At 64.0% G+C, this 22,806-nt stretch carries 18 protein-coding genes; 13 read left to right on the plus strand and 5 right to left on the minus strand.

Features of this window, described 5'->3' with window-relative positions; all coding sequences use genetic code 11:
* Positions 1-41: 41 nt before the first annotated feature.
* On the minus strand, positions 42-2,396 hold the full coding sequence (locus tag ABQZ00_RS09735; protein WP_115512948.1) for a DNA translocase FtsK: 2,355 nt from the start codon (positions 2,394-2,396) through the stop codon (positions 42-44).
* A gap of 284 nt (positions 2,397-2,680) precedes the next feature.
* On the opposite strand from ABQZ00_RS09735, the gene trxB reads away from it, so the two are divergent.
* The 4 genes from trxB (at position 2,681) to infA (ending at position 5,916) form a co-directional block, all read left to right on the plus strand.
* Complete coding sequence (trxB, locus tag ABQZ00_RS09740; RefSeq protein WP_055854385.1) at positions 2,681-3,649, plus strand: thioredoxin-disulfide reductase; 969 nt, start codon at positions 2,681-2,683, stop codon at positions 3,647-3,649.
* 57 nt (positions 3,650-3,706) lie between these two features.
* Positions 3,707-4,825, plus strand: coding sequence for a GNAT family N-acetyltransferase (locus ABQZ00_RS09745; RefSeq protein ID WP_323536932.1), 1,119 nt, complete (start codon positions 3,707-3,709; stop codon positions 4,823-4,825).
* A gap of 43 nt (positions 4,826-4,868) precedes the next feature.
* On the plus strand, positions 4,869-5,618 hold the full coding sequence (gene aat, locus ABQZ00_RS09750; protein WP_323536931.1) for a leucyl/phenylalanyl-tRNA--protein transferase: 750 nt from the start codon (positions 4,869-4,871) through the stop codon (positions 5,616-5,618).
* 79 nt (positions 5,619-5,697) lie between these two features.
* A complete protein-coding gene (gene infA, locus ABQZ00_RS09755; RefSeq protein ID WP_002813418.1) occupies positions 5,698-5,916 on the plus strand; it encodes a translation initiation factor IF-1 in 219 nt (72 codons plus the stop codon).
* Positions 5,917-6,312: 396 nt separating this feature from the next.
* Here the strand turns inward: infA and clpA are convergent, their stop codons facing one another.
* Together clpA and clpS are read right to left on the minus strand one after the other, a co-directional pair.
* Positions 6,313-8,595, minus strand: a complete 2,283-nt coding sequence (gene clpA / locus ABQZ00_RS09760; RefSeq protein WP_055854392.1) for an ATP-dependent Clp protease ATP-binding subunit ClpA — start codon at positions 8,593-8,595, stop codon at positions 6,313-6,315.
* 142 nt (positions 8,596-8,737) lie between these two features.
* Positions 8,738-9,058 carry an ATP-dependent Clp protease adapter ClpS gene (gene clpS, locus ABQZ00_RS09765; RefSeq protein ID WP_016901748.1) on the minus strand — a complete coding sequence of 107 codons (321 nt, stop codon included), beginning with the start codon at positions 9,056-9,058 and terminating at the stop codon, positions 8,738-8,740.
* 238 nt (positions 9,059-9,296) lie between these two features.
* Here clpS and ABQZ00_RS09770 point away from each other — a divergent pair, with 238 nt between their 5' ends.
* The 7 genes from ABQZ00_RS09770 to ABQZ00_RS09800 all read left to right on the plus strand — a co-directional run bounded on the left by ABQZ00_RS09770 (position 9,297) and on the right by ABQZ00_RS09800 (position 14,637).
* Positions 9,297-9,755, plus strand: coding sequence for an NUDIX hydrolase (locus ABQZ00_RS09770; protein ID WP_323526431.1), 459 nt, complete (start codon positions 9,297-9,299; stop codon positions 9,753-9,755).
* Positions 9,752-10,888, plus strand: a complete 1,137-nt coding sequence (gene mnmA / locus ABQZ00_RS09775) for a tRNA 2-thiouridine(34) synthase MnmA (RefSeq protein ID WP_323536930.1) — start codon at positions 9,752-9,754, stop codon at positions 10,886-10,888. Before ABQZ00_RS09770 ends, mnmA begins: the two co-directional genes overlap by 4 nt.
* The gene (gene hflD, locus ABQZ00_RS09780; protein ID WP_323536929.1) at positions 10,888-11,502 is read left to right on the plus strand and encodes a high frequency lysogenization protein HflD; all 615 of its coding nucleotides are present in this window, start codon (positions 10,888-10,890) and stop codon (positions 11,500-11,502) included. The genes mnmA and hflD overlap by 1 nt, the downstream gene beginning before the upstream one ends.
* Positions 11,503-11,649: 147 nt before the next feature.
* The gene (locus ABQZ00_RS09785) at positions 11,650-12,840 is read left to right on the plus strand and encodes a methyl-accepting chemotaxis protein (RefSeq protein ID WP_055854408.1); all 1,191 of its coding nucleotides are present in this window, start codon (positions 11,650-11,652) and stop codon (positions 12,838-12,840) included.
* An 86-nt stretch (positions 12,841-12,926) separates the two neighbouring features.
* Positions 12,927-13,214: a hypothetical protein gene (locus ABQZ00_RS09790; protein WP_055854412.1), complete on the plus strand. Its 288-nt coding sequence runs from the start codon at positions 12,927-12,929 to the stop codon at positions 13,212-13,214.
* Positions 13,215-13,510: 296 nt separating this feature from the next.
* Positions 13,511-14,206: a hypothetical protein gene (locus tag ABQZ00_RS09795; RefSeq protein ID WP_323536928.1), complete on the plus strand. Its 696-nt coding sequence runs from the start codon at positions 13,511-13,513 to the stop codon at positions 14,204-14,206.
* Positions 14,207-14,373: 167 nt separating this feature from the next.
* The gene (locus tag ABQZ00_RS09800) at positions 14,374-14,637 is read left to right on the plus strand and encodes a hypothetical protein (RefSeq protein WP_153066238.1); all 264 of its coding nucleotides are present in this window, start codon (positions 14,374-14,376) and stop codon (positions 14,635-14,637) included.
* Between the two features lie 22 nt (positions 14,638-14,659).
* Here ABQZ00_RS09800 and ABQZ00_RS09805 read toward each other — a convergent pair whose 3' ends face one another.
* Entirely contained in the window at positions 14,660-17,446 is a 2,787-nt protein-coding gene (locus ABQZ00_RS09805; protein ID WP_193552856.1) for a bifunctional diguanylate cyclase/phosphodiesterase, read from the minus strand.
* A gap of 119 nt (positions 17,447-17,565) precedes the next feature.
* Here ABQZ00_RS09805 and ABQZ00_RS09810 point away from each other — a divergent pair, with 119 nt between their 5' ends.
* Entirely contained in the window at positions 17,566-19,698 is a 2,133-nt protein-coding gene (locus tag ABQZ00_RS09810; RefSeq protein WP_323536927.1) for a sensor histidine kinase, read from the plus strand.
* Positions 19,699-19,701: 3 nt separating this feature from the next.
* Entirely contained in the window at positions 19,702-21,423 is a 1,722-nt protein-coding gene (locus tag ABQZ00_RS09815; RefSeq protein WP_046964054.1) for an EAL domain-containing protein, read from the plus strand.
* Positions 21,424-21,572: 149 nt separating this feature from the next.
* On the opposite strand, the gene ABQZ00_RS09820 is transcribed toward ABQZ00_RS09815, so the two are convergent.
* Positions 21,573-22,799 carry an ATP-binding protein gene (locus ABQZ00_RS09820; RefSeq protein WP_055854422.1) on the minus strand — a complete coding sequence of 409 codons (1,227 nt, stop codon included), beginning with the start codon at positions 22,797-22,799 and terminating at the stop codon, positions 21,573-21,575.
* Positions 22,800-22,806 lie beyond the last annotated feature (7 nt).

The raw sequence follows: 22,806 nt of genomic DNA on the forward strand, positions 1-22,806 counted from the left end.
TGCCACCGCACCGCACTGCGCAGCGACGAGAGCCGCCGCGCTTACTTGGGCGGCGGCGGCGCCAGCACGGTGCGATCGCCGTTGTGCTCGGGCTGGCTGACCACACCGGCCGCTTCCATCGCCTCGATCAAGCGCGCAGCGCGGTTGTAGCCGATCTTCAGGCGACGCTGCACACCGGAAATCGATGCGCGCCGGGTTTCGGTGACGATGCGCAGTGCCTCGTCATACAGCGGGTCGGATTCATCCCCACCGCCGCCACTGCTCTCCGGCAAGCCGGTTGCGCCCACCACGGTGCCATCGCCCATGGTCTGCACTTCGTCCAGCACGCCTTCGACATAGGAGACCGGCCCACTGGCTTTCAGGTGTTCGACCACGCGATGCACTTCTTCGTCGCTGACGAAGGCGCCGTGCACACGGTCCGGCAGCGCGGTGCCCGGCGGCAGATACAGCATGTCGCCATTGCCCAGCAGCGCCTCGGCGCCGGACTGGTCCAGGATGGTGCGCGAGTCGATCTTGGAGCTGACCTGGAACGCCACGCGGGTCGGGATATTGGCCTTGATCAGACCGGTGATCACGTCCACCGACGGCCGCTGCGTAGCAAGGATCAAGTGGATACCGGCCGCACGCGCCTTCTGCGCCAGACGCGCGATGAGCTCTTCGACCTTCTTGCCGACGATCATCATCATGTCGGCGAATTCGTCGATGAAGATGACGATGAACGGCAGCGTCTCAAGCGGCCGCGGCGCCTCGCCCAGCTCCGGATTCGGTTTGAACAGCGGGTCCATCATCGGCTGGCCGGCGTCGATGGCGTCCTTGATCTTCTTGTTGAAGCCGGCCAGGTTGCGTACGCCCACCGCGCTCATCAGCTTGTAACGGCGTTCCATCTCCGCCACGCACCAGCGCAGGCCGTTGGCAGCCTCCTTCATGTCGGTGACCACCGGCGCCAACAGATGCGGGATGCCCTGATAGACGCTCAATTCGAGCATCTTCGGGTCGATCATCAACATCCGCAGTTCCTTGTGCGAGGCCTTGAACAACAGGCTCAGCACCATCGCATTGACCGCCACCGACTTGCCCGAGCCGGTGGTACCGGCCACCAGCAAGTGCGGCATGCGCGCCAGATCGGCCACGGTTGGGCGCCCAGCGATGTCCTTGCCGAGCGCAAGCGTCAGTGGACTGGCCGACTTGTCGTATTCCTTGGAACGCAGCAGCTCGGACAGGAAGATCATCTCGCGGGTGACATTGGGGATCTCCAGACCCACCACCGACTTGCCCGGAATCACGTCCACCACACGCACCGACTTGACCGACAGGCCGCGCGCGATGTCCTTGTCCAGCGAGCTGATCTGGCTGACCTTGATGCCCGGCGCCGGCTCGATCTCGAAGCGGGTGATCACCGGACCGGGATAGGCCCCGACCACCTGCGCCTCGATGCGGAAATCCTTGAGCTTGAATTCGATCTGCCGCGACAGCGTTTCCAGCGTCTCTTCCGAATAGCCCTTGGCCTGCGGCTTGGGGTCGTCCAGCAATGCCAGCGGCGGCAGATCCGAGCCGTCGGTGCTCACGCCCTGGAACATCGGGATCTGGGTGTCGCGCTTGGCGCGCTCGCTCTTTTCCACCACCGGTGCCGGCGGCGGCTCGATCTTGACCGGCTCGCGCTTGGCCTGCTTGACCGCATCGACCTTGCGCACTTCCTCGCGTTCTTCGCGCATCACGCGGGTTTGCTGCCACTCGGTCGCCTGATGGGTCTTGCGCTGCATCAACGGGCCCAGCGCCAGCACCCACTGACCGATCCGCTCCATCACCACAAACCACGACAACCCGGTCGCCAATGTGATCGATACCAGCAGCAGCACTATCACGAACAGATTGGCGCCCAGGGCACCAAAGCCCGAGCTGAGCGACCCGCTGACCAGCTTGCCGAGAATGCCGCCGGCCTCGGCGACCTCGCCCTGGAACAGGCGCAGATGCAAAAAGCCGGTCGAAGAGATCAAAAAGCCCACCATGCCGACCAGCCGCAGCGCCGGCCCCAGATCGCTCTGGCTCTGCTCCTCGCGCTCGCCGATCAGCGCGATCCACGCCACCGCGCCCAGGATCACCGGCAACAGGAAGGCCACATAACCGAACAGCTGCAGCAACACATCCGCCGCCATCGCGCCGAATCTGCCGCCCATGTTGTGGATCGGCGCGACCAGATTGCCGGTGCGCGACCAGCCAGGATCGGTTGCCGAATAGGTGAACAGGCTGGCCAGCAGATACAGCAACAACGGCGCCACCGCGATCAATGCCAGATCACGCCAGAGCTTTTGCCGACGCGGATTATCCGCCACCGCCGTCTTGCGCGACGACGATTTGCCCTCTGCGGGCTTGCTGCGTTCGGGAACCTGCTTTGCCACCTGTAGCCAGACCTTAGAAAAATGCTGTTAGTGGTTGATAATAAACGACTGAGGCCACGGTTTCAGCAGTTGAATGAGCACCGGCTGCCGGGGCGCCCGGCCGCCAACGAAAAACGCCGCACAAGGCGGCGTCGAACATGCATTGCGGGCGGACCATGCCATCTGCGGTTCAAGCAGTTCCATCGCGCCGCCTTGATTCACCGGGTGGGGACCGCCACTCTATGCCGCCACGGGGGCGCAATTCATCAGCGCCGTCCCTACCAATTCCTAGACCGCGAGTATACATGAGCGCCTCATCTGCCAGCCCCGCCAAGCATTCCCGCCTGCTGATCCTCGGCTCCGGCCCGGCCGGCTGGACCGCCGCGGTCTACGCCGCCCGCGCCAATCTCAAGCCGGTGGTGATCACCGGCCTGCAGCAGGGCGGCCAGCTGATGACCACCACCGAGGTGGACAACTGGCCGGGCGACCCCCACGGCCTGATGGGCCCGGACTTGATGAACCGCATGCAGGCGCATGCCGAGCGCTTTGAGACCGAGGTCATCTTCGACCACATCCACACTGCCGATCTGTCGCAGCGGCCGTTCCGGCTGATCGGCGATAGCGCCGAGTACACCTGCGACGGGCTGATCATCGCCACCGGCGCCACCGCCAAGTACCTGGGCATCCCCAGCGAAGAGGCCTTCAAGGGCCGCGGCGTCTCCGCCTGCGCCACCTGCGACGGCTTCTTCTACAAGGACCAGGACGTGGTGGTGGTCGGCGGCGGCAACACCGCGGTCGAAGAAGCGCTGTACCTGTCCAACATCGCGCGCAAGGTGTACCTGGTGCACCGCCGAGACACCCTGCGCGCGGAAAAGATCATGCAGGACAAGCTGTTCGCCAAGGTCGCCGCCGGCAAGATCGAAACCGTCTGGCACCACGCCATCGACGAAGTGCTGGGCAACGATGCCGGCGTGACCGGCGTGCGGGTCAAATCCACCCTCGACGGCAGCACCCGCGATATCGACGCGCACGGCTTCTTCGTTGCCATCGGCCACCACCCCAATACGCAGCTGTTCGACGGCCAGCTGGCGATGAACAACGGCTACCTGGAAATCCGCTCCGGCCTGAACGGCGCAGCGACCGAGACCTCGGTGGCCGGCGTGTTCGCCGCCGGCGACGTGGCCGACCAGCACTACCGCCAGGCCATCACCTCCGCCGGTTTCGGCTGCATGGCCGCTCTGGATGCCGAGCGTTACCTCGACAAGAGCGCCTGAGATGGCTGCTGACCGCCGGCCGCGCCGCGCGGACAGCAGCACCAACGGGCCGCGCGCATGAGCGTGACGGCCCGCTGGTGCCGCCGGCTGGACGAGCTTCCTGCCGGTGCCTGGGATGCGCTGCACGACGGCAGCCATCCCTTCGTCAGCGATGGCTTTCTGCAAGGCCTGGAACGCGAAGGCTGCCTGCGCCCGGATTGGGGCTGGAATCCGCTGCACCTGACCTTGTGGACTGGCGACACACTGGTCGCCGCCGCGCCGGGTTATCTGAAAAACAATTCGCACGGCGAGTTCGTGTTCGACCATGCCTGGGCGCATGCGTATGCGCGCTACGGACAGGAGTATTTCCCGAAGTGGCTGTGCGGCGTGCCCTACTCGCCCGTCACCGGCCCGCGCCTGCTCGGTGCGCCCAAGTGGCGCGGGCACTTGCTGGCCGCGATGCGCGAGCTGGTGGAGCGCAGCAGCTTGTCCTCGGCACATGTGAATTTTCATCTGGCCGACGAAGACACCGCATTCGATGCCGAGTGGCTGCAGCGTCACGATCTGCAGTACCACTGGCACAACGCCAGCGGGTGGAGCGACTTCGAAACGTTTCTGGCCGCGATGGACCACAAGCGCCGCAAGAACATCCGCCAGGAACGCGCCAAGGTGCAGCGCGCTGGCATACAGCTGCGCGTGGTGCATGGCGATGAGGCAAGCGAGGCCGACCTGGACGCCATGTACGGGTTCTATCTCAAGACCTTCAACGAGTACGGCAATTCGCCGGCACTGACTCCCGAATTTCTGCGCCACCTGGCGCAGCACCTGCCGCGCCAGCTGGTGATGTTCTTGGCCGACCTCGACGGGCAACCGATTGCCGGTGCGCTGTGCCTGCGCGGCCACGACACGCTCTACGGCCGTTACTGGGGCGGCGAAGCCCTGCCCGGGCTGCACTTCGAAACCTGCTACTACCAAGGCATCGAATACTGCCTGCGCGAAGGCCTGAGTCGCTTCGAGCCCGGCGCGCAGGGCGAGCACAAGATTGCGCGCGGCTTTCTGCCGACCGTGGTGCGTAGCCGTCACTGGATCGCCGACCCCGGCTTCCGCGAACCACTGGCGCAATGGTGCGCCGACGAGCGCGAGGCCGTCGCGCGGCACGCGCTCGAACTGGCAGACCACAGCCCGTTTCGCGACTGACCCAATGCGCTCCACCCGCATGCCGCACCGCTAGACTCACCCCATGTCGCGCGCCCTGCCCCACTTGCTGTCACCTGACCCTGCCAGTCCGTTTCCTCCGGTCGAACATGCTTTACGCGACCCCGACGGCCTGCTCGCCCTCGGTGGCGACCTGCACCCGCAACGCCTGCTCAACGCGTACGCGCAAGGCATCTTTCCGTGGTTTTCGGAAGGGCAACCGATCCTGTGGTGGAGCCCGGACCCGCGCATGGTGTTCCGCACCGATAGCGTGCGCCTGTCGTCGCGCTTCAAACGGCAGCTGCGCAACTGCAACTGGACCCTGCGTGCCGATACCGCATTTGCACAGGTCATTGCCGCGTGCGCGTCCAGCCCGCGTCCCGGACAGGACGGCACCTGGATCACCGCGCAGATGCAGGCGGCCTATCTGGAGTTACACCACCGCGGCCACGCACACTCGCTGGAAGTGTTCGATGGCGCACGCCTGGTCGGCGGCATCTACGGCGTGGCAGTCGGCAGGATGTTCTTCGGGGAAAGCATGTTCAGCGCTGTCAGCGGCGGCTCGAAAGTGGCGTTAGCCGCTCTGGCCGCCGACCTGCATGCGCGCGGCTGGCCGCTGCTCGATGCGCAGGTGGAAAACCCGCACCTGCTCAGCCTGGGTGCGCAGCACATGCCACGCCCGGAGTTTGTGCAGCACGTGCAACGCCAGGTTGCCGTGGTGGAACCGGCCGGCAGCTGGTCCGAACGCTACGGCGAGCGGCCCGCCACGGCACTGGGTGAAGCCCACTTAACATAAAATTTGCACCACGGGGAGATGGAGCGTAAAATGTCGTCCCTTACGGCCCCTCCGGGCCAGCTTTGATTGCCAGGATTACATGTCGAAAGACGACTCCATTGAATTCGAAGGCAGCGTCAGCGAGACGCTTCCCAACACCACGTTCCGGGTCAAGCTGGAAAACGGGCATGAAATCATCGCCCACATCTCCGGCCGTATGCGCAAGAACTACATCCGCATCCTGACCGGCGATCGGGTCAAGGTTGAGATGACTCCGTACGACCTGACCAAAGGCCGTATTACCTACCGCATGAAGTAAGCGGTTCTGGTGCTGAGACGCAAGGCGGCCAATGGCCGCTTTTTGTCGTGCCTGTGATCTGGCACGCTGCTGGTGGCAGTGCTGCGACTCATCACGATGTGGCGCGGGCTGCAATCCGCTGACGTGCGTATCCACGAGCCCGCATCGACCACGCGCGCGCAGGCATTCGCACGTCAAACTCGGGCGTGCGCCGATATAGCAGCACTCTTGCCGTTTTCTTGCTCGCCACACCGCATTGCGGGGTTCAGCAGATGCGGGGCGCTCGACGGCTTGTTGGGCGTTGGGAGCTAACTAGCTGCTCGCACAGACAGCATCGAGCACCCTCTCCCAGACATGAAAAAGCCGCTCATTCGAGCGGCTTTTTTTGTTTCAGAACGCATGAATCAACTGCGTCGATCAGTCGACGGTTGCCGGCAGCAAGCGCTCCGGCTCCGGATGCGCTTCCACCACCAGTTCGCCATCCTTGACGTCGATATTGACCCGCCCGCCCTCTACCAACTTGCCGAACAGCAGCTCGTCGGCGAGCGGACGCTTGATCTTCTCCTGGATCACGCGCGACATCGGGCGCGCGCCCATCAGCGGATCGAAGCCGTGCTGGGCCAGCCAGTCGCGCGCGGTCGGGGTGGCCGACAGCGAGACGTGCTTTTCCTGCAGCAACATTTCCAGCTCGATGATGAACTTGTCCACCACGCGCAAAATATGGTCGAAGCCCAGCGCCTGGAACTGCACGATCGCATCCAGACGGTTGCGGAACTCAGGCGTGAACCCGCGACGGATCGACTCCATTGCGTCGGTGGAATGATCCTGCTTGGTGAAGCCGATCGAGCGACGCGATGCCTGCGTGGCACCGGCGTTGGTCGTCATCACCAGGATCACGTTCTTGAAGTTGGCTTCGCGCCCATTGGTGTCGGTGAGAATGCCGCGGTCCATGACCTGCAACAGGATGTTGAAGATGTCCGGATGCGCCTTCTCCACCTCGTCCAGCAGCAGCACGCAGTGCGGCGTCTTGACGATTTTCTCGGTCAGCAAACCACCCTGATCGAAGCCGACATAGCCCGGAGGCGCACCGATCAGGCGGCTGATCGAATGCGCTTCCATGTACTCGGACATGTCGAAACGCACCAGTTCGATCCCCAACTGCAATGCCAACTGCTTGGTCACCTCGGTCTTGCCCACACCGGTGGGGCCGGCGAACAGGAAGTTGCCGATCGGCTTTTCCGGGTTGGCCAGACCAGAACGGGCCAGCTTGATCGAGCCGGCCAGCGTCTCGATCGCCGGGTTCTGCCCGAAGATCACCATCTTGAGGTTGCGCTCCAGATGCTGCAGCACGTCCTTGTCGGTGGCGCTGACCTGCTTGGCCGGAATGCGCGCCATCTTGGCGACGATGGTTTCGATCTCCTCGATGTCGATCAACTCCTTGCGCACGCCTTCGGGCAGCAATCGCTGACGCGCGCCGGCCTCGTCCATCACATCGATGGCCTTGTCCGGCAACAGACGATCGCCAATGTGCTTGACCGACAGGTCCACCGCTGCCTGCAACGCATCGTCGGCGTAGGTCACGCCGTGGTGCGCCTCGTACCTGGGCTTGAGGCCCTGCAGGATCTCGAAGGTTTCACCAACGGTCGGCTCGACGATGTCGATCTTCTGGAAACGCCGTGCCAAAGCCCGATCTTTTTCGAAGATGCCGCGGTATTCCTGGAACGTAGTCGAGCCGATGCAGCGCAGCTCGCCCGATGCCAGCGCCGGCTTGATCAGGTTGGAGGCGTCCATGGTGCCGCCCGAGGCCGACCCAGCGCCGATGATGGTGTGGATCTCGTCGATGAACAGCACCGCATTGGGCACCTTCTTCAACGCGGTCAGCACGCCCTTCAGGCGCTTTTCGAAGTCGCCGCGGTACTTGGTACCGGCGACCAGCGCGCCCAGGTCCAGCGAGAAGATCACCGCGTCGGCGAGTACTTCCGGCACGTCGTTGTCGACGATGCGCTTGGCCAGGCCCTCGGCGATCGCGGTCTTGCCCACACCTGCCTCACCCACGTACAGCGGATTGTTCTTGCGGCGGCGGCACAGGACCTGGATGGTGCGCTCGATCTCATCGGCGCGGCCGACCAGCGGGTCGATCTTGCCGTTGCGCGCCTGCTCGTTGAGGTTGGTGGCATATTCGGCCAGCGCATCGCCCTTGGCCTCGCCCTCCCCGCCCTCGCTCTTGGGCTCACCATCGGACGCGGACGGCTGCTCGCCGTCTTCGCCCAATTTGGCGATGCCGTGGGACAGGTAATTGACGATATCCAGACGGGTGATGTCCTGCTGATTCAGGAAATACACCGCGTGGGAATCCTTTTCGCCGAAGATGGCGACCAGCACGTTGGCGCCGGTGACCTCTTTCTTGCCCGAGGACTGCACGTGGTAGACCGCGCGCTGCAGCACTCGCTGGAAGCCCAGGGTCGGCTGAGTGTCGCGGCCATCGTCTTCGGCCAGACGCGAGACCGAGGCCTCGATCGCCTGTTCAAGATCGTTGTGCAGCCGCAGCTGATCCGCGCCGCAGGCCTTGAGCACGGCTTGCGCGGAAGGGTTGTCCAGCAGCGAGAGCAGCAGGTGCTCGACGGTCATGAACTCATGACGCGCCTCGCGTGCTCGCTTGTAGCACTGGCCGATGGTTTGCTCTAGGTCTTTGCTGAACATTGGTAACTCCGAACGGCTGTTGCCAACAATATGCGGCTTTTGTTGGGATTTTCCACAACCCTATCGGATAGGCATGTTCAGACGGCGTTAGCACGTGATTGCAGCCACACTGTTGCGCTGCTGGAATGATCCCGCTGCCAGCTCAGGTCTGTTCCATCGTGCACAGCAGCGGATGCTGGTTCATGCGCGAAAACTCGTTGACCTGCGCCACCTTGGACTCGGCCACTTCGCGGCTGTAGACCCCGCAAACGCCGCGTCCACGGGTATGGACGTGCAGCATGACCTGGGTGGCCCGCTCCAGATCGAGGTTGAAAAACTGCTGCAGCACGGTCACCACGAAGTCCATCGGGGTGTAGTCGTCGTTCAGCAGCAGCACCTGATACCGCGGCGGTGGCGCCACTTCAGGCTTGCTGGCTTCGACCGTGAGGCCATGATCGTGTTCGTGAGATGTCTTCCGGGGCATCCGGCCATTATACGGTTCATCGCCGCGCGCATTGGACGATTTGCGCCGCGGCCCGCACAATTTGTCTCCGATTCCCCGGCTGGCCCTTGATGACCGATACCCCGACCGCGCTGCGACAGGCGCCGTCTGCTGCAGCATCCCTGCATGCCCGCGCGCCCCTGGCTGCTCTGCGGTGTTGCGCCGCCCGCCTGTGCACCGATGCATTGGCCGGCCTGTCGCCCGCCCAGGCGCTCGACCGATGAGCACGCCCGAACAGCGCTGGCACCCGGACGTCACCGTGGCCACGGTGGTGGTGCGCGACGGCCGATTTCTGCAGGTGGAAGAAACCATCGCGGGCCGGCTGTTGTTGAACCAGCCCGCAGGCCATCTGGAGCCGAACGAAAGCCTGCTGGACGCGGCCGTGCGCGAAACTCTGGAAGAGACCGGCTGGGACGTGCGGCTGACCCACTTCATCGGCACCTACCAGTGGGTGGCGCCGAGCGGCCAGTGCTTCCTGCGCTTCGCCTTCGTCGGCGAGGCGGTGACCCATCACCCGGAGCGCCGCCTGGATACCGGTGTGGTGCGCGCGCTGTGGATGACACCGGATGAATTGCGCGACGCGACCGAGCGGCTGCGTAGCCCGTTGGTGTGGCAGGTGGTGGCCGACTTTCTGGCCGGGCAGCGTCACCCGCTGGCGTTGGTACAGCACGTCGCATGAGTACGCCGCGTATCGTGGTGGGCGTGTCGGGTGGCGTGGATTCGTCGGTGGCGGCGTGGAGACTGGCGCAGCAAGGCGAGCCCATCGCCGGGTTGTTCATGCAGAACTGGGCCGACGACGGCAGTGGTGATTGCCGCGCCGAAGACGACCGTCGCGATGCGGTGGCGGTGTGCGGCGTGCTGGGTATCCCGTTCCACTTTCGCGATTTTTCCGGCGAATACTGGAGCGGCGTGTTCGAGCACTTTCTGGCCGAATATGCCGCCGGACGCACGCCCAACCCGGATGTGTTGTGCAACCGCGAGGTCAAGTTCAAGCATTTCCTGGACGCTGCCCAGGCGCTGGGCGCCGAGCGCATCGCCACCGGCCATTACGCGCAGGTGGCCCACAGCGGCGGACGCTGGCGGCTGCTGCGTGGGGCGGACCGTGGCAAGGACCAGAGCTATTTCCTGCACCAACTGGGGCAGACCCAACTGGCCGCGACCCTGTTCCCGATCGGCGATCTGGAAAAGAGCACGCTGCGCCGTATCGCCCAGGACGCCGGTCTACCGACCCACGCCAAAAAGGATTCCACCGGCATCTGCTTCATCGGCGAGCGCGACTTCCGCGAATTTCTGGGGCGCTACCTGCCCGCCCGCACCGGCGAGATCCGCGACCCGCAGGGGCAGCGTATTGCCGACCATCCGGGGGTGTTCTATTTCACCCTGGGTCAGCGCGAAGGCCTGAACATCGGCGGCGTGCGTGGCCGGGCAGCAGCGCCCTGGTACGTGGTGGGCAAGGATGTGGCCAGCAACGTGCTGTATGTGGATCAGGACCGCGACAGCCCCTTGCTGCAATCGCGCTGGCTGCAGTCCGAGCAAGCCCACTGGGTGACCGGCGCACCGCCTGCGCGCCGCTTCAGTTGCACTGCGCAGACACGCTACCGGCAGCCGGACGAGCCGTGCACGGTGGATGTGCAGGACGATGGCAGCGTGCAGGTGTGGTTCGAGCGGCCGCAGCGGGCGGTAACGCCCGGGCAGTCGCTGGTGCTGTACGACGGCGAGGAATGCCTGGGCGGTGCGGTCATTGCCGCCACCGATGCGCCGCTGGAACGCCAGCTGGCGGGATCTTCTTTTTCCTCTGAGGGTGTGGCTTGATGAGTGTTTCCATGGAATACCGCGTGCTGGCGCTTGCCGGCGTCGCCCAGGCGTTGCAGCAGGTGCGGCGGATCGCCGAAACCGGGCATTCGGAAGCGGCGACGGTGCGCACCGCCATGGACAGCGTGTTCCGGGTGGATGCGGCCTCGCCAGAGGCCGTTTACGGCTCGGCTGAGGCGGTGGCGCCCGGTCTGCGCCTGTTGCACAACTACTTCCGCAACCAGACTCAGGACGATGTGCTGCCGCGCCTGGCGCTGGCGGTGCTGCAACTGGAGCGCCGTTTCGTGCGCGACACCACCACCGTGTCGACGGTGTCCAACGGCATCGAGGCAGCCGCACGCCAGGCGCAGAACCTGAACGACAGCGCTCATCCGGATGTGCTCAGTTCGCTGGGCGGGCTGTACGCGCAGACCATCAGCCACCTGCGCCCCAAAGTCATGGTGCAGGGCAACCCGCATTACCTGGGCCAGGCAGGCGTGGTCGCGGAAATCCGCGCATTGTTGCTGGCGGCAGTGCGCTCGGCGGTCCTGTGGCGGCAGATGGGGGGCAGCTTGTGGGACTTCCTGTTCGCCAAACGCGCGATGAGCGAAGCGGTGGACCGCGTGCTGCGCTGAGTAGCGCAAACAAGGCGGTTTCAGGCGCCTATAACGGGCGCTAGCGTGCGCCGGCCGCAAGCGCATGGGCAAGACGATATGGCGATCGTCGCTAAAGACAACGGGGGTATTGCCGATACAGCAACCGTGACTCTGCCGAGAACGCCCATGTATTCACGTCCACTCATCCGTCTAGCCGCTCCTTTGGCTCTGACCTTGCTGTTTCCCTTCGCTGTCGGATTCGACTGGCCCGCCTCGGTGCGCTGGGCGATCCTGGCGACCATGACCCTTAGTTGGTTGGTTTTCGCTGCCTGGGTGACGTATTCCCAGTTCCGGCGCAACCCGGACCAGACCCGCATCCTGCGCGAGCAGGACCAACTGCTCAACGAACTGCGTACGTTCGTCAGCAACGAAGTCGATGGTTCGCGCTCGGAAGTCGAGCGTGCCCGCGAACTGATCCGCCAGGCCGTGTCCGGTCTTGGTGGCAGCTTCGAATCGATGAACCGCAAGTCGCGCCAGCAAAGCCAGGCACTGGCCCGCATCGTCGACCGCGCAGGCGACGATGGCAGTGCCGGCGTCGACGTCGCCCGCTTCGCCCAGCACGCCAGCTCCCGCATGGAGCAATTGGTGGAAGCGCTGGAACAGGTGAGCGGCCAGAGCACCAACACCGTCCATCACATCGATGAGATGGCACAGCATCTGGATGGCATCTTCGCGTTGCTGGAAGACGTCAAGTCGATTGCCGACCAGACCAACCTGCTGGCGTTGAACGCCGCCATCGAAGCAGCACGTGCCGGTGAAGCCGGTCGTGGCTTCGCGGTGGTCGCCGACGAGGTGCGTAACCTGTCCGAACGTTCCACCACCTTCAACGAACAGATCCGCAAGCTGGCACACAGCTCCAAGGAATCGATCGCCAAGGTGCGTGAAACGGTCTCGCAGCTGGCATCGCGTCACATGGACCGTTCCCGCGAGGCGCGCCATGAATCGGCCGCCATGCTGGAGAACGTCGCTCAGATCAACGCCTCGTTGGGCGATGGCATGCGCGAAATCTCCGAGTGCGCTCGTTCCATCGATGGCAGCGTGGCCGAAGCCGTCCGCGCCCTGCAGTTCGAGGACATCGCCACGCAGACGTTGAGCGGCATCCACACCCACCTCGATCGCCTCACCGCGATCAACCGTGAGGCGGTGGCGCTGCAGGAACTGCTGCATCGCAATGGCGGCGTGTACGACAGCGACCTGGTTGCGTCGCTGGCCAAGGTGTCCAGCCGTCTGCGCGACATGCGTGTGGAGTGGGAACGCCCGCCGCACAAGCCGGTCGCACAGCAGGGCATGGGTGCCGGCACGGTCGAGTTGTTCTAAGACCGATGTCTGCCCGCAGCTTCTGATCCCGACATTCCCCGGCTTTCCGGGGATTTGTCGTTCCGTAACGACCCGGTGTTCCGCTCATGACGCTCCTTGCCCCCACTATCGATACCGACCCCACTGCCGCATTGCAGGCAGCAGCCTTGGCCACCGCCCATGCCGAGCGCATCGCGCAAAGCGAAGCGGCCAGGCCGGTGCTGCGGCGGGTACGGTTGCCGGCCGCACTGGAACGGCTGGAGCTTGCCGCCCGCGCGGAAATCAAGGCGTTGATCAACCCGCGCCGCGATTGCAGCGAAACCGACCTGCTGTTCGCGACTGTGGCGTGGGACCTGGGCCTGGACGGCGCCGCCGTCGGCGCGTCCACACGCTGATCCCTGCAACGGCGGGGCGTGCCTCGGCAGGCGCCCCGCCGGTTGTTTTGAACTGCCCGATCTCAGGCTTTCCAGCCAACCGCCTCAGGCTCGCCGGCTGTCAGTTGCCCCGGGCCACACGGCACTACGCGGACCGCACACACACAAGTCCCCCGCCCTGGCCAATACGCCAACACGCCCCAGGGTTTGTTAGCCACAGGGACGACACCGTTTTCATCACTCCCGGAGTGCCAGCCCCATTGCCTATCAGCATGGGAAGATTGCGTTTGTCCTCAGGTTGAACGTGCTGGATATCCATGAACGGAAGTCGCTTGGTTTTATTGGCTGCAGCAGCGCTCCAGCCCGCGGCAGCTGTCGCAGCATCGGCGAACGAGAGTGTGTATCTCGAATTCCTCTGGGAGGCGCGGCCGCCCCATTCGATTACGCGCCAGCAAACCATCCAATTTCTGACCGATGGTCAGCACCATCACCAAGTCTGTGTCGCAACCAACTTTGCCGATACCGATGTGGGCGGGTTGATGTTGAAGGCCTTCGACGCATCCGGGCGGGAAGTATCGAGCCACCAGTACCCTGAGTATCGTGGTGCAAAGCAGTGTTACGGCGCCGACCTGGGCCAAAGCGGAGCGCCTGGCTTATGGACTTTTCAAGCCCAAACAGGCGATGGGCGCACTGGCGAAAGCACCATCCAGGTCAATGCAAAACTTGAAGATTCGCCACTGTCCACAGACCCTGGAACGCCTTATGTCGTTGGCCGACCGAACTATGACGCATCGATTCCCCCGGACCAGTGGCGCGGCCGCCTTGTGTGGGACATGACGGTCGATGCGCAAGGCACGGTGACCGACGTATCCGTAGTGACCGCGGAAGGCGTCGGTCTGAAACTCCGCGACCGCGCCATCGCGGCAGGCTATTTATCGCTTTTCTTCCCTGACAAGCAAAGAGAAAACACGCCGCTGGTCTGGAGGCGCGAGCTTTCATTTGCGCCGGAATGAAAACTGCACCAGAGCGGTTAAGCGTGCTGGCTTGCGGACCTCACGTGCACCACTGACGACAGGGCTGCATGCAGATGCGATCACTGAACGTGCCGGACATCGGCCTGGCAGCTGGCGCCGTGTAGCAGCCAGATCCGGACTGATGATGTATTGGGAAGATGTCGCAGATGTCCATGACGCTCCGCACGGGAATCCGTGACGCGTCGCCGGATAGCAGCGTCATACATCGCGAGGCTCGCATCCGGGCGTTCTGCGACGTTGAGCGGAACGCGCGTCTGCCGCTGCGTTGGGAAAATGGCATGGAAGATTCTTGTGGTTCCACGCAGTCGCTTGCATTACGCGAGCTGCAAACCTTTTGTATGACGGCACGCCGCATCGGCGTATCAAACTGCTACACGCCCCTGCGCGCCATGGCGCAGCATCAAGACTGACGGTGCCAGCCAGACCGGCGTCTCAGCTGGCGATCACCAAGCGCGCACCCAGCCGCATGCCGGCTTCGGCTTCGCGCAGCCACTGCGCCATGTCGCGCGGCGACAACGGGCGCGAGTAGAAATAGCCCTGGATCTCGTCGCAGCCTTGTTGGCGCAGCAAGGCATCTTCCTGCACGGTCTCCACGCCTTCGGCGACGACCTGCATGCCTAGCGCGTGGCCCAGATGCACGATGGCCTGGGTGACCTCGGCGGTGTTGGCGTCGTCGAGCATGCCCTGTACGAAGCTGCGGTCGATCTTGAGGCGCTGCACCGGGAAGCGGTTGAGGTAATGCAGGTTCGAGAAGCCGGTGCCGAAGTCGTCCACCGCCAGCAGCACACCGTTTTGCTCGAACAACTCGAAGCAACGGCGCAGCGAATCCGAATCGCGAATCAGCGCCGACTCGGTCAATTCCAGTTCCAGCCGCGATGGCGGCCAGCCGTTGTCGCGGCAGATTTCCAGCACGCGCTCGGCAAAGCCGCGTTCGCGCAACTGCACGGCCGAGACATTGACCGCGATGCGGCTGAAATGCAGCCCGGCGCGATCCCAGACCACCGCCTGGCGGCAGGCTTCACCGATCACCCATTCGCCCAGACGCACGATTTCGCCGCATTCTTCCGCGATCGGAATGAATTCGACCGGGCTGCACGGGCCATGGCCTGGGCGATTCCAGCGCATCAGCGCTTCGATCGCCGGCGATGCGTCGCCCACGGTGTTGACCAGCGGCTGGTAGACCAGCGTGAACTCTTCGCGCTCGAGCGCACCTTGCAGTGCATGCTCGAGCTCCAGCCGGCGCTGCGCACGCAGCAGCACGTCCTGGCTGTAGTAATGGAAGGTGTTGCGACCGGATTCCTTGGCCGCGTACATCGCCGCATCGGCGGCGCGCAGCAGGCTGTCGAAGTCCGAAAGACCCTCTCCCTGCAGCGCAATGCCGATGCTGGCACCGAGCTTGAGGGTGACATGGTCCTTGCGCAGCGGTTCGCCCAGCGCGCTGATCAACTTGCGCGCCACGTGGCCGGCATCTTCCGGCTCGGAGAGATCGCGCAGCAGCACGATGAATTCGTCGTCGCTGAAGCGGCCGAACAGATCGCTGTTGCGCAGATGCTGATGCAGCCGCGCCGACGCAAGCTTGAGCAAGTTGTCGCCGGTGGCATGGCCGAACGAATCGTTGATGCTCTTGAAGCCATCCAGATCGATCAGCAGCATGGCCAGCACCTGGCCGCGCTCGTGCGCTTCGCGGATCGCGTTTTCTGCCTGCTCGCGCAGCAGAAAACGGTTCGGCAGGCCGGTCAATCGGTCGTAGTGCGCGAGCAGCTCGATGCGTTCGTTGGCTTCGCGCTCGCGGGTGACATCGCGGAACAAGGCGACAAACCGCGGCGGCAGCCCTTCACGACGATCCAGCTCGATCAGCACCTGCACCCAGATGCGTTGACCGGAGTTGCGATAGAAGCACAGCTCCAGCTGCTCGGGCAGACCGCCATCGGAAATGCGCAGCAGCGCCGCTTCGAAAGCGTCGCGCGAATCCTGGGTGTACAGCGCAAGCGCCTGCTCCAGGGTGATGTTTTCCTTGCGCAAGCCGTGGATGCGGTAGCACTCCTCGGTCCACTGCATGCGACGGGTATCGACCTCGATTTCGCAGCCGCCGATCTTGCCCAACGCGGACACGCGATTGAGCAGTTCGGTGCGCCAACGGATCAGGGCATCGGTCTGCCGCTGCTCGGTGACGTTCTGCAACTGGCCGAGCACACGCACCATGCTGCCATCGCCATCGAACACCGGTTGCGCCCAGACCCGCAGATGATGCGGATTGACGCCGAGCAGGCCGTTGACCTCCAACTCGAAATGCACCGGCAGGCCTTCGTGCTTGATCTTGCGCCAGGCCCCGCGCAGTTGCGCCACCGAAGGCCGTGCGAGCAGACGCAGCAGGTCGCGAACGCCGTGCAGGCGCAGCTGGGTCATGCCGAGCTGCTGCAGGAAGTCCTGCGATATCCACAGTTGGTCCTTCAGCGAATCCCAGCTCCAGCTACCCATGCTGGCAATGCGCTGGGCTTCTTCGAGCTGGGCCTGCTGCTCGCGCAGCTGCTGCTCGAGCAATTTGTGGTGATGCACGTCGGTATGGGTGCCGACCATGCGCAGCGGGCGGCCATCGGCGGTGCGCGAGACCACGCGACCGCGATCGAGGATCCAGCGCCATTGGCCGTCGTGCTGGCGCAGCCGGAATTCGGCTACGTAGGTATCGGTGCGCCCATCCAGATGCGCCTGGACGGCGGCGCTGACCTGCGCGTGGTCGTCGGGATGAATCAACCCGGACAACGCGGTGAGATTGTTCGGTAGCGGTTGCTCGGAATAGCCGAGCATGCGGGTCCAGCGCTCGGAGCGGTACACCACGTCGGCGGGGATATCCCAATCCCACAACCCGTGATCGGCGCTGTCCAGGCCCATTTCCCAGCGGCTGGTTCCATCGGCGCCCATCGGCTCGGGAATGCTCAGGGTGAAGGCCATGACCTTGCCGTGCTCGTCGCAGACCGCGCGCAGCCAGCCTTCCAGCCGTCCGCCGCCCGTTCCCGGCAACACGCAGGCCGCCATGCCGCCGCTGTCGGCCACCTGGGCGCGACTGCTCTCCAGCACTTCGGCATACGCACCAAGGGTTGCCGGCAGCCCGAGGGACTGCGCAACGCTATTGGCCGCCAGGGGCTGGCCATGCGCATCCAACAACACCACCGCTGAGGTCAGCGGGTGCTGCAGCATGCTTGCAATGACGCCTGAGTCCACTCTGGAACACTCCGAAGGATCGACCCCTGCCTCGGGGTCGCAATGGATAACGGCCGTCCAGCGGATTAGTTGAGGCGAGTGTTTCGAGCGCAACCGAACCGGGCCGACTTACGGCTAAGATGGCCGCATCGCCCGCTCCAAAGGTCGTCCGCGGACCCATGCACCAACCTGTCGCCGCGCCCGCGTTCTCGTCCCCTCCCGTGTCCCGACTTCGCCTGGCCGAACGCCTGCAGCAAGGCCTGTGGACGCTGACCGGTCTGTACCTGCTGATCGGTGTGGTGTGGCTGCTGCTGGGCAACCGATTGCTCAATCTGGCTGGCGCGGCAGTGCCGGAACGCTGGTCCGATGCCAGCTTTCTGCTGGTGTCGAGCATCGTGATCCATCTGGTGCTGCGGCGCTTCATGACGCTGATCGTGGAAGAACATGCGCAACTGGCGCAGTCCGAAGCCTTGCTGCAGGCCAAGTTCCTGGCCCTGCCCAGCCCGGCCTTCATCTACGACCTGGCGACCATGCGCATCCTCGACGCCAATCCGGCGGCGCTGGAATTCTTCGGCTGGGAGCGCGACGAATTCCTGCAGCAGACGCTGCAGGCGGTCTGGCCCAACGCCGATGGCGCGCGGCTGGAAGACATCATCACGGAGATCCGCGGCAAGGGCGACACCACCTGCGTGTTGAACGAAGATCTGCTGACCCGCAGTGGACTGCGGCATGTCGAGGTGCGTAGCAATCAGCTGCATCTGGCCAGCGGCCCTGCCCGTCTGGTGGTGACGGTGGACCGCAGCGAAGAACGCCAGGCGCAGCATCTGCGCGACGAAGCGCTGGAACGCCTGGAAGAAGCGCAGGGCATCGCGCGACTGGGTTCGTGGCAACTGGATCGCGCCAGCGGCCTGGGCCGCTACTCGGCGGCGGTGTATCGCATCCTGGGACGCAGCGTGCCGATGCATCGGCGCGAACATCGTCTGGAAGAGCTGCTGACCGCATCCGATACCGCCACCCAGGCGCGTATCGAACGCATGATCGAAGACATGTGCACCGGCGGCGAAGTACAGATCGATGTGCTGCTACCGCTCACCGGTGGCGATTCGCAACCGCGCACCGTGCATCTGCGGGCAGAGAGCGTGACCTTGCCCAGCGGCGCAAGCCATGTGCACGGCACCTTGCAGGATGTCAGCGAGCGCGAACAGTCGCGGCGTCTGCTGCGCGAGCGCGAAGAACAGTTCCGCGAGCTGGTGCGGGTGCTGCCGGACGGCGTGCTGATCCTCGCCGACGAGCACGTGATGTACGCCAATGCGGCAGGCTCCGCCCAGTTCGGTTTTCAGGGCGAAACCATTCTGGGCGAGCCGCTGCAAACGCTGGTTGGCGATTCCGATTTATCGGTGGTGCGCGAGTATCTGCGTGCCGGCAGCGATCGCAATGAGCCGGTGTCCAGTGCGCGGGCGATGCGCCGTCGCGATGGCAGCACGTTCTATGCAGGCCTGTCGGCGGGCGATATCCGTTACGGCGGGCGCAGCTGCAAGCTGCTGGTGGTACGCGATCTGAGCGAGCCCGAGCGCATGCGCGATGCCCTGGCCGAGAGCAATGCCGAGTTGCAGGCAATGGCCAAGCGGCTGTTCTCGTTGCAGGAAGACGAACGTCGTGCGATCTCGCGCGATCTGCACGACGACATCGGCCAGGCGATCACTGCGATGAAGTTGTCTGCGCATGCGGCATTGGACGAGCTCGACCCGGTCGCGCGCCGCGAAGATCTGCTGGAAGTGGTGTCGCTGGCCGATTCCACCGTGAACAAGCTGCGCAATCTGTCGATGCTGTTGCGTCCGCCGCAACTCGATGCGCTGGGTCTGGAAGCAGCGTTGCGTTGGCAGGCCTCGATGCTGTTCCGCGTCTCGCAGGTCCGGTTGGAGCTGGATATCCAGGCGCTCGACGTGCGCCCCGGCAACGAAATCGAACAGGCCTGCTTCCGCATTGCGCAGGAAAGCCTGACCAATGCCTTGCGACACGCATGCGCCGGCGAAGTGCGCATGAGTCTGCAATCGATCGACAGCGAGACGTTCCGTCTGGAAGTCAGCGATGACGGCGACGGGTTCGAGCCGGAAGGCCCGCGCGGACTTGGACTGATCGTGATGCGTGAGCGTGCGCAAACCGTCGGTGGCGTGCTCGCGATAGACTCAGCACCCGGAGCAGGCACGCGCGTGACGTTGCGCCTGCCCTATCACCCGGCCGGCGAGTCCGTCCACGAAGATGGTGGACGTTGAGTCATGTGGAGCCCCGTAATCCCGCCCGGATTGGAAATCGTCAAACCGACGCGCCTTGGCGCAGGCAACCCCGAATTACTGCATCTGGTCGACGCGGCCGCATCCGGCGGCCAGCCGTTGATGATCTTCCATGTCGACATCGACCATTTTGCCTCGATCAACGAGAACATGAGTGGTGAGGTCGGCGATCAGGCACTGACGCTGGCCGCACGCCGTCTACAGGAGTTTTTAGGCACGCGCGGCAAGTTGTGGCGCCACGGCAGCGACGAAATGATCATCGTGGCGGTGCGCCGCGACGACACGCCGCTGCCGGAAGATTTTGCCGAAGAGATTCGCCAGCAGCTGGAACTGCCGTTATCGGTGCTGCCGTATACGTTGTTCATGACCGGCAAGGTCGGTATCAGCCTGTGTCCCGAACACTCGACCTCGCTCTCCATCCTGCTCGACTACGCCGAAGAAGCCAGCTATCAGGCCGCGCGCGAAGGCGGCAACACGGTGCGCTTGTACACGCGCAATTCGGCGACCAACGCGCATAGCGAGAGCATCATTGCGCGGCAGATCGTCGATGCGATCCCGCATGGCGAACTGCGCCTGCGCTACCAACCGCTGGTCAGCGCACGCGACGGCCGCATCGTCGGCATGGAAGCGCTGCTGCGTTGGCAATCGCCCACGCTGGGCATGCTGGTGCCGGAGCGCTTCATGCGCACCGCAGAGCGGCTGGGCGTGATCGTGCAGATCGGCGAATGGGTACTGCAGAACGCAGTGCGTCAGGCGCGGCTGTGGCGCGACCAGGGCTTCGACGATTTCAGCATTGCGGTCAATGTCTCCACGCTGCAGTTGCTGCGGCCGGGCTTCTTCAACGAAGTGATGGCCATGCTGCAAACGGCGGGCGTGCCGGCGCAGTTCGTAACGCTGGAAATCAACGAAAGCGCGTTGACCAACAACGTCAACTTCGTCCACGAGACGATGGCCAACCTGCGCAACGAAGGCATCAGCCTGAGTCTGGACAACTTCGGCACCGGCGATTCCAGTCTGAGCGCATTGGTGCGCTACCCGGTCGACCGGCTCAAGATCGACCGCAGCTTCATCAAGAGTGCCCCGGCCGGCAGCCGCGAGGCAGCGATTGCGCGCGCCATCATCGCGATGGGCCACCAGCTGGGCATGACGGTGATCGCCAATGGTGTGGAATCGCAAGCGCAACTGGGCTTTCTGCGACGCAACGATTGCGACATCTTCCAGGGCTATCTGTTCGGAGAACCGATGTCGGCCGAGTCCGCCGGCATGGCACTGCGTCGGCGCTATCTGCGTCCGGAATCGTTCGCCGAAAGCCGCCCGGACCGCACCTTGTTGCTGCTGGACGACGAAGAAAACGTGCTGCGCTCGCTGGTGCGCCTGTTCCGCCGCGACGGCTATCGCATCCTGGCGGCCGGCAACGTGCGCGATGCGTTTGACCTGTTGGCCACCAACGACGTGCAGGTGATTCTGTCGGACCAGCGCATGTCGGATATGAGCGGCACCGAGTTCCTGGGCCGCGTCAAAATGCTCTACCCCGATACCGTGCGCCTGGTGCTGTCCGGCTACACCGACCTGGCCACGGTGACCGAGGCGATCAACCGTGGCGCGATCTACCGGTTCCTGACCAAGCCGTGGAACGACGACGAACTGCGCGAGCATATTCGCCAGGCCTTCCGCACCCATGACGAGCTACGCAACGGCCGGGAATAGGGAATAGGGAATCGGGAATGGAGAATTGGTAGAGCAGATATCTACCGCTTGATTCTCCGCGTGCCAAATCGTGCCTCAAAATCAAAGCACCAGCGCATGCCGCTCTCCCGATTCCCTACTCCCGATTCCCCACTCCCAGCGCGTCAGCGCTACTTCGGCTGCCGGATCGGCAACACGATGCGGAAGCTGGCGCCCTGCCCTGGCACGCTTTCGACGTCGATACGGCCGTGGTGCTTGTTGATGATGCCGTAGGAGATCGATAGCCCCAGGCCGGTGCCGCTGCCGACCGGTTTGGTGGTGAAAAACGGGTCGAAAATGCGCTGTAGCAGGTCCGGGGCGATGCCGGCGCCGCTGTCCTGGAACTGGATCCAGACGTTTTCAGCTTCATCGCGTCCGCTGGTGACGGTGATGGTGCCGCGCTCGACAATCGCCTGGCCGGCGTTGAGCAGCATGTTCATGTAAACCTGGTTGAGCTCCGATGGCAGGCATTCCACCAACGGCAGCTCGGCATAATTGCGCTCCAGCGTCACCTTGTACTTGAGCTCGTTCCAGATGATGTTGATCGTGGATTCGAGGCCGGCATGCAGGTCCACCATCTTCCACGACTCGGAACGGTCCGAGTACGAGAAGTCCTTGAGGTCGCGCACGATGCGGGTGACCCGCTCGATGCCTTCGCGCGATTCGGCCATCAACTGCGGCAGATCGCGGCTGATGAAGTCGATATCGGCACGGTTGCGGATTTCGTCGATCTCGGGAATCAAGGCCTTCGGGTCCGGCGCCTGCAGCGCGCGCTCGTAGGCTTCGATCAGGGTGAACAGGCTGCGCAGGTACTCCTGCAGGCTGCCGAGATTGGAGTGCACGTAGCCGATCGGATTATTGATCTCATGCGCCACGCCGGCCGCCAACTGGCCGATGGAGGCCATTTTTTCCGACTGCAGCAGTTTGTCCTGTGCGCCGTTCAAGCGCATGTAGGCCTGGCGCAGTTCGGCGTGGCGCTGTTGCAGCTCGCGCTCGTAATCCTGCTGGCCTTCGATGTTGTGGAACAACGCCAGAAAATGGCCGACGCCCTGCTCTTCGTTGTAATACAGGTGCGCGATGACCACGCGGTCGGCTACCGGCAGGCTGCCGGTCCAGCTGCCCTTGCTGCGCGCTTGATTCAGCGCATCCGATGGCAGCACCTGCGAAATCCGCTCGCCCAGATTGCGATCGTCGGCGGGGTCTTCCTTGCACAGGCTCTGACGCGCAACCGCGTTGGCCAGAATCAGCTGCCCATCGGCACGGAACAGCAACACACCTTCAAGCATCTGGTCGCCGAATGCGCGCAGGATGGTCGAAGACGGCAACAATGCTTGATTGAGAAAAAACTTGGCGGTCACGGGACAC

Origin of the sequence: Xanthomonas sp. WHRI 10204, assembly GCF_040202875.1 — a bacterium.
Classification (GTDB): Bacteria; Pseudomonadota; Gammaproteobacteria; order Xanthomonadales; family Xanthomonadaceae; genus Xanthomonas.

What these genes read in the sequence shown, in the direction of transcription:
- trxB (WP_055854385.1), top strand. Translation starts at nt 2,681, where the DNA reads ATGAGCGCCTCATCTGCCAGCCCCGCCAAGCATTCCCGCCTGCTGATC.
- ABQZ00_RS09770 (WP_323526431.1), top strand. Translation starts at nt 9,297, where the DNA reads ATGAGCACGCCCGAACAGCGCTGGCACCCGGACGTCACCGTGGCCACG.
- infA (WP_002813418.1), top strand. Translation starts at nt 5,698, where the DNA reads ATGTCGAAAGACGACTCCATTGAATTCGAAGGCAGCGTCAGCGAGACG.
- clpA (WP_055854392.1), bottom strand. Translation starts at nt 8,595, where the DNA reads ATGTTCAGCAAAGACCTAGAGCAAACCATCGGCCAGTGCTACAAGCGA.
- ABQZ00_RS09745 (WP_323536932.1), top strand. Translation starts at nt 3,707, where the DNA reads ATGAGCGTGACGGCCCGCTGGTGCCGCCGGCTGGACGAGCTTCCTGCC.
- ABQZ00_RS09795 (WP_323536928.1), top strand. Translation starts at nt 13,511, where the DNA reads ATGAACGGAAGTCGCTTGGTTTTATTGGCTGCAGCAGCGCTCCAGCCC.
- ABQZ00_RS09790 (WP_055854412.1), top strand. Translation starts at nt 12,927, where the DNA reads ATGACGCTCCTTGCCCCCACTATCGATACCGACCCCACTGCCGCATTG.
- ABQZ00_RS09810 (WP_323536927.1), top strand. Translation starts at nt 17,566, where the DNA reads ATGGCCGCATCGCCCGCTCCAAAGGTCGTCCGCGGACCCATGCACCAA.
- aat (WP_323536931.1), top strand. Translation starts at nt 4,869, where the DNA reads ATGTCGCGCGCCCTGCCCCACTTGCTGTCACCTGACCCTGCCAGTCCG.
- mnmA (WP_323536930.1), top strand. Translation starts at nt 9,752, where the DNA reads ATGAGTACGCCGCGTATCGTGGTGGGCGTGTCGGGTGGCGTGGATTCG.
- clpS (WP_016901748.1), bottom strand. Translation starts at nt 9,058, where the DNA reads ATGCCCCGGAAGACATCTCACGAACACGATCATGGCCTCACGGTCGAA.
- ABQZ00_RS09815 (WP_046964054.1), top strand. Translation starts at nt 19,702, where the DNA reads ATGTGGAGCCCCGTAATCCCGCCCGGATTGGAAATCGTCAAACCGACG.
- ABQZ00_RS09800 (WP_153066238.1), top strand. Translation starts at nt 14,374, where the DNA reads ATGTCCATGACGCTCCGCACGGGAATCCGTGACGCGTCGCCGGATAGC.
- hflD (WP_323536929.1), top strand. Translation starts at nt 10,888, where the DNA reads ATGAGTGTTTCCATGGAATACCGCGTGCTGGCGCTTGCCGGCGTCGCC.
- ABQZ00_RS09785 (WP_055854408.1), top strand. Translation starts at nt 11,650, where the DNA reads ATGTATTCACGTCCACTCATCCGTCTAGCCGCTCCTTTGGCTCTGACC.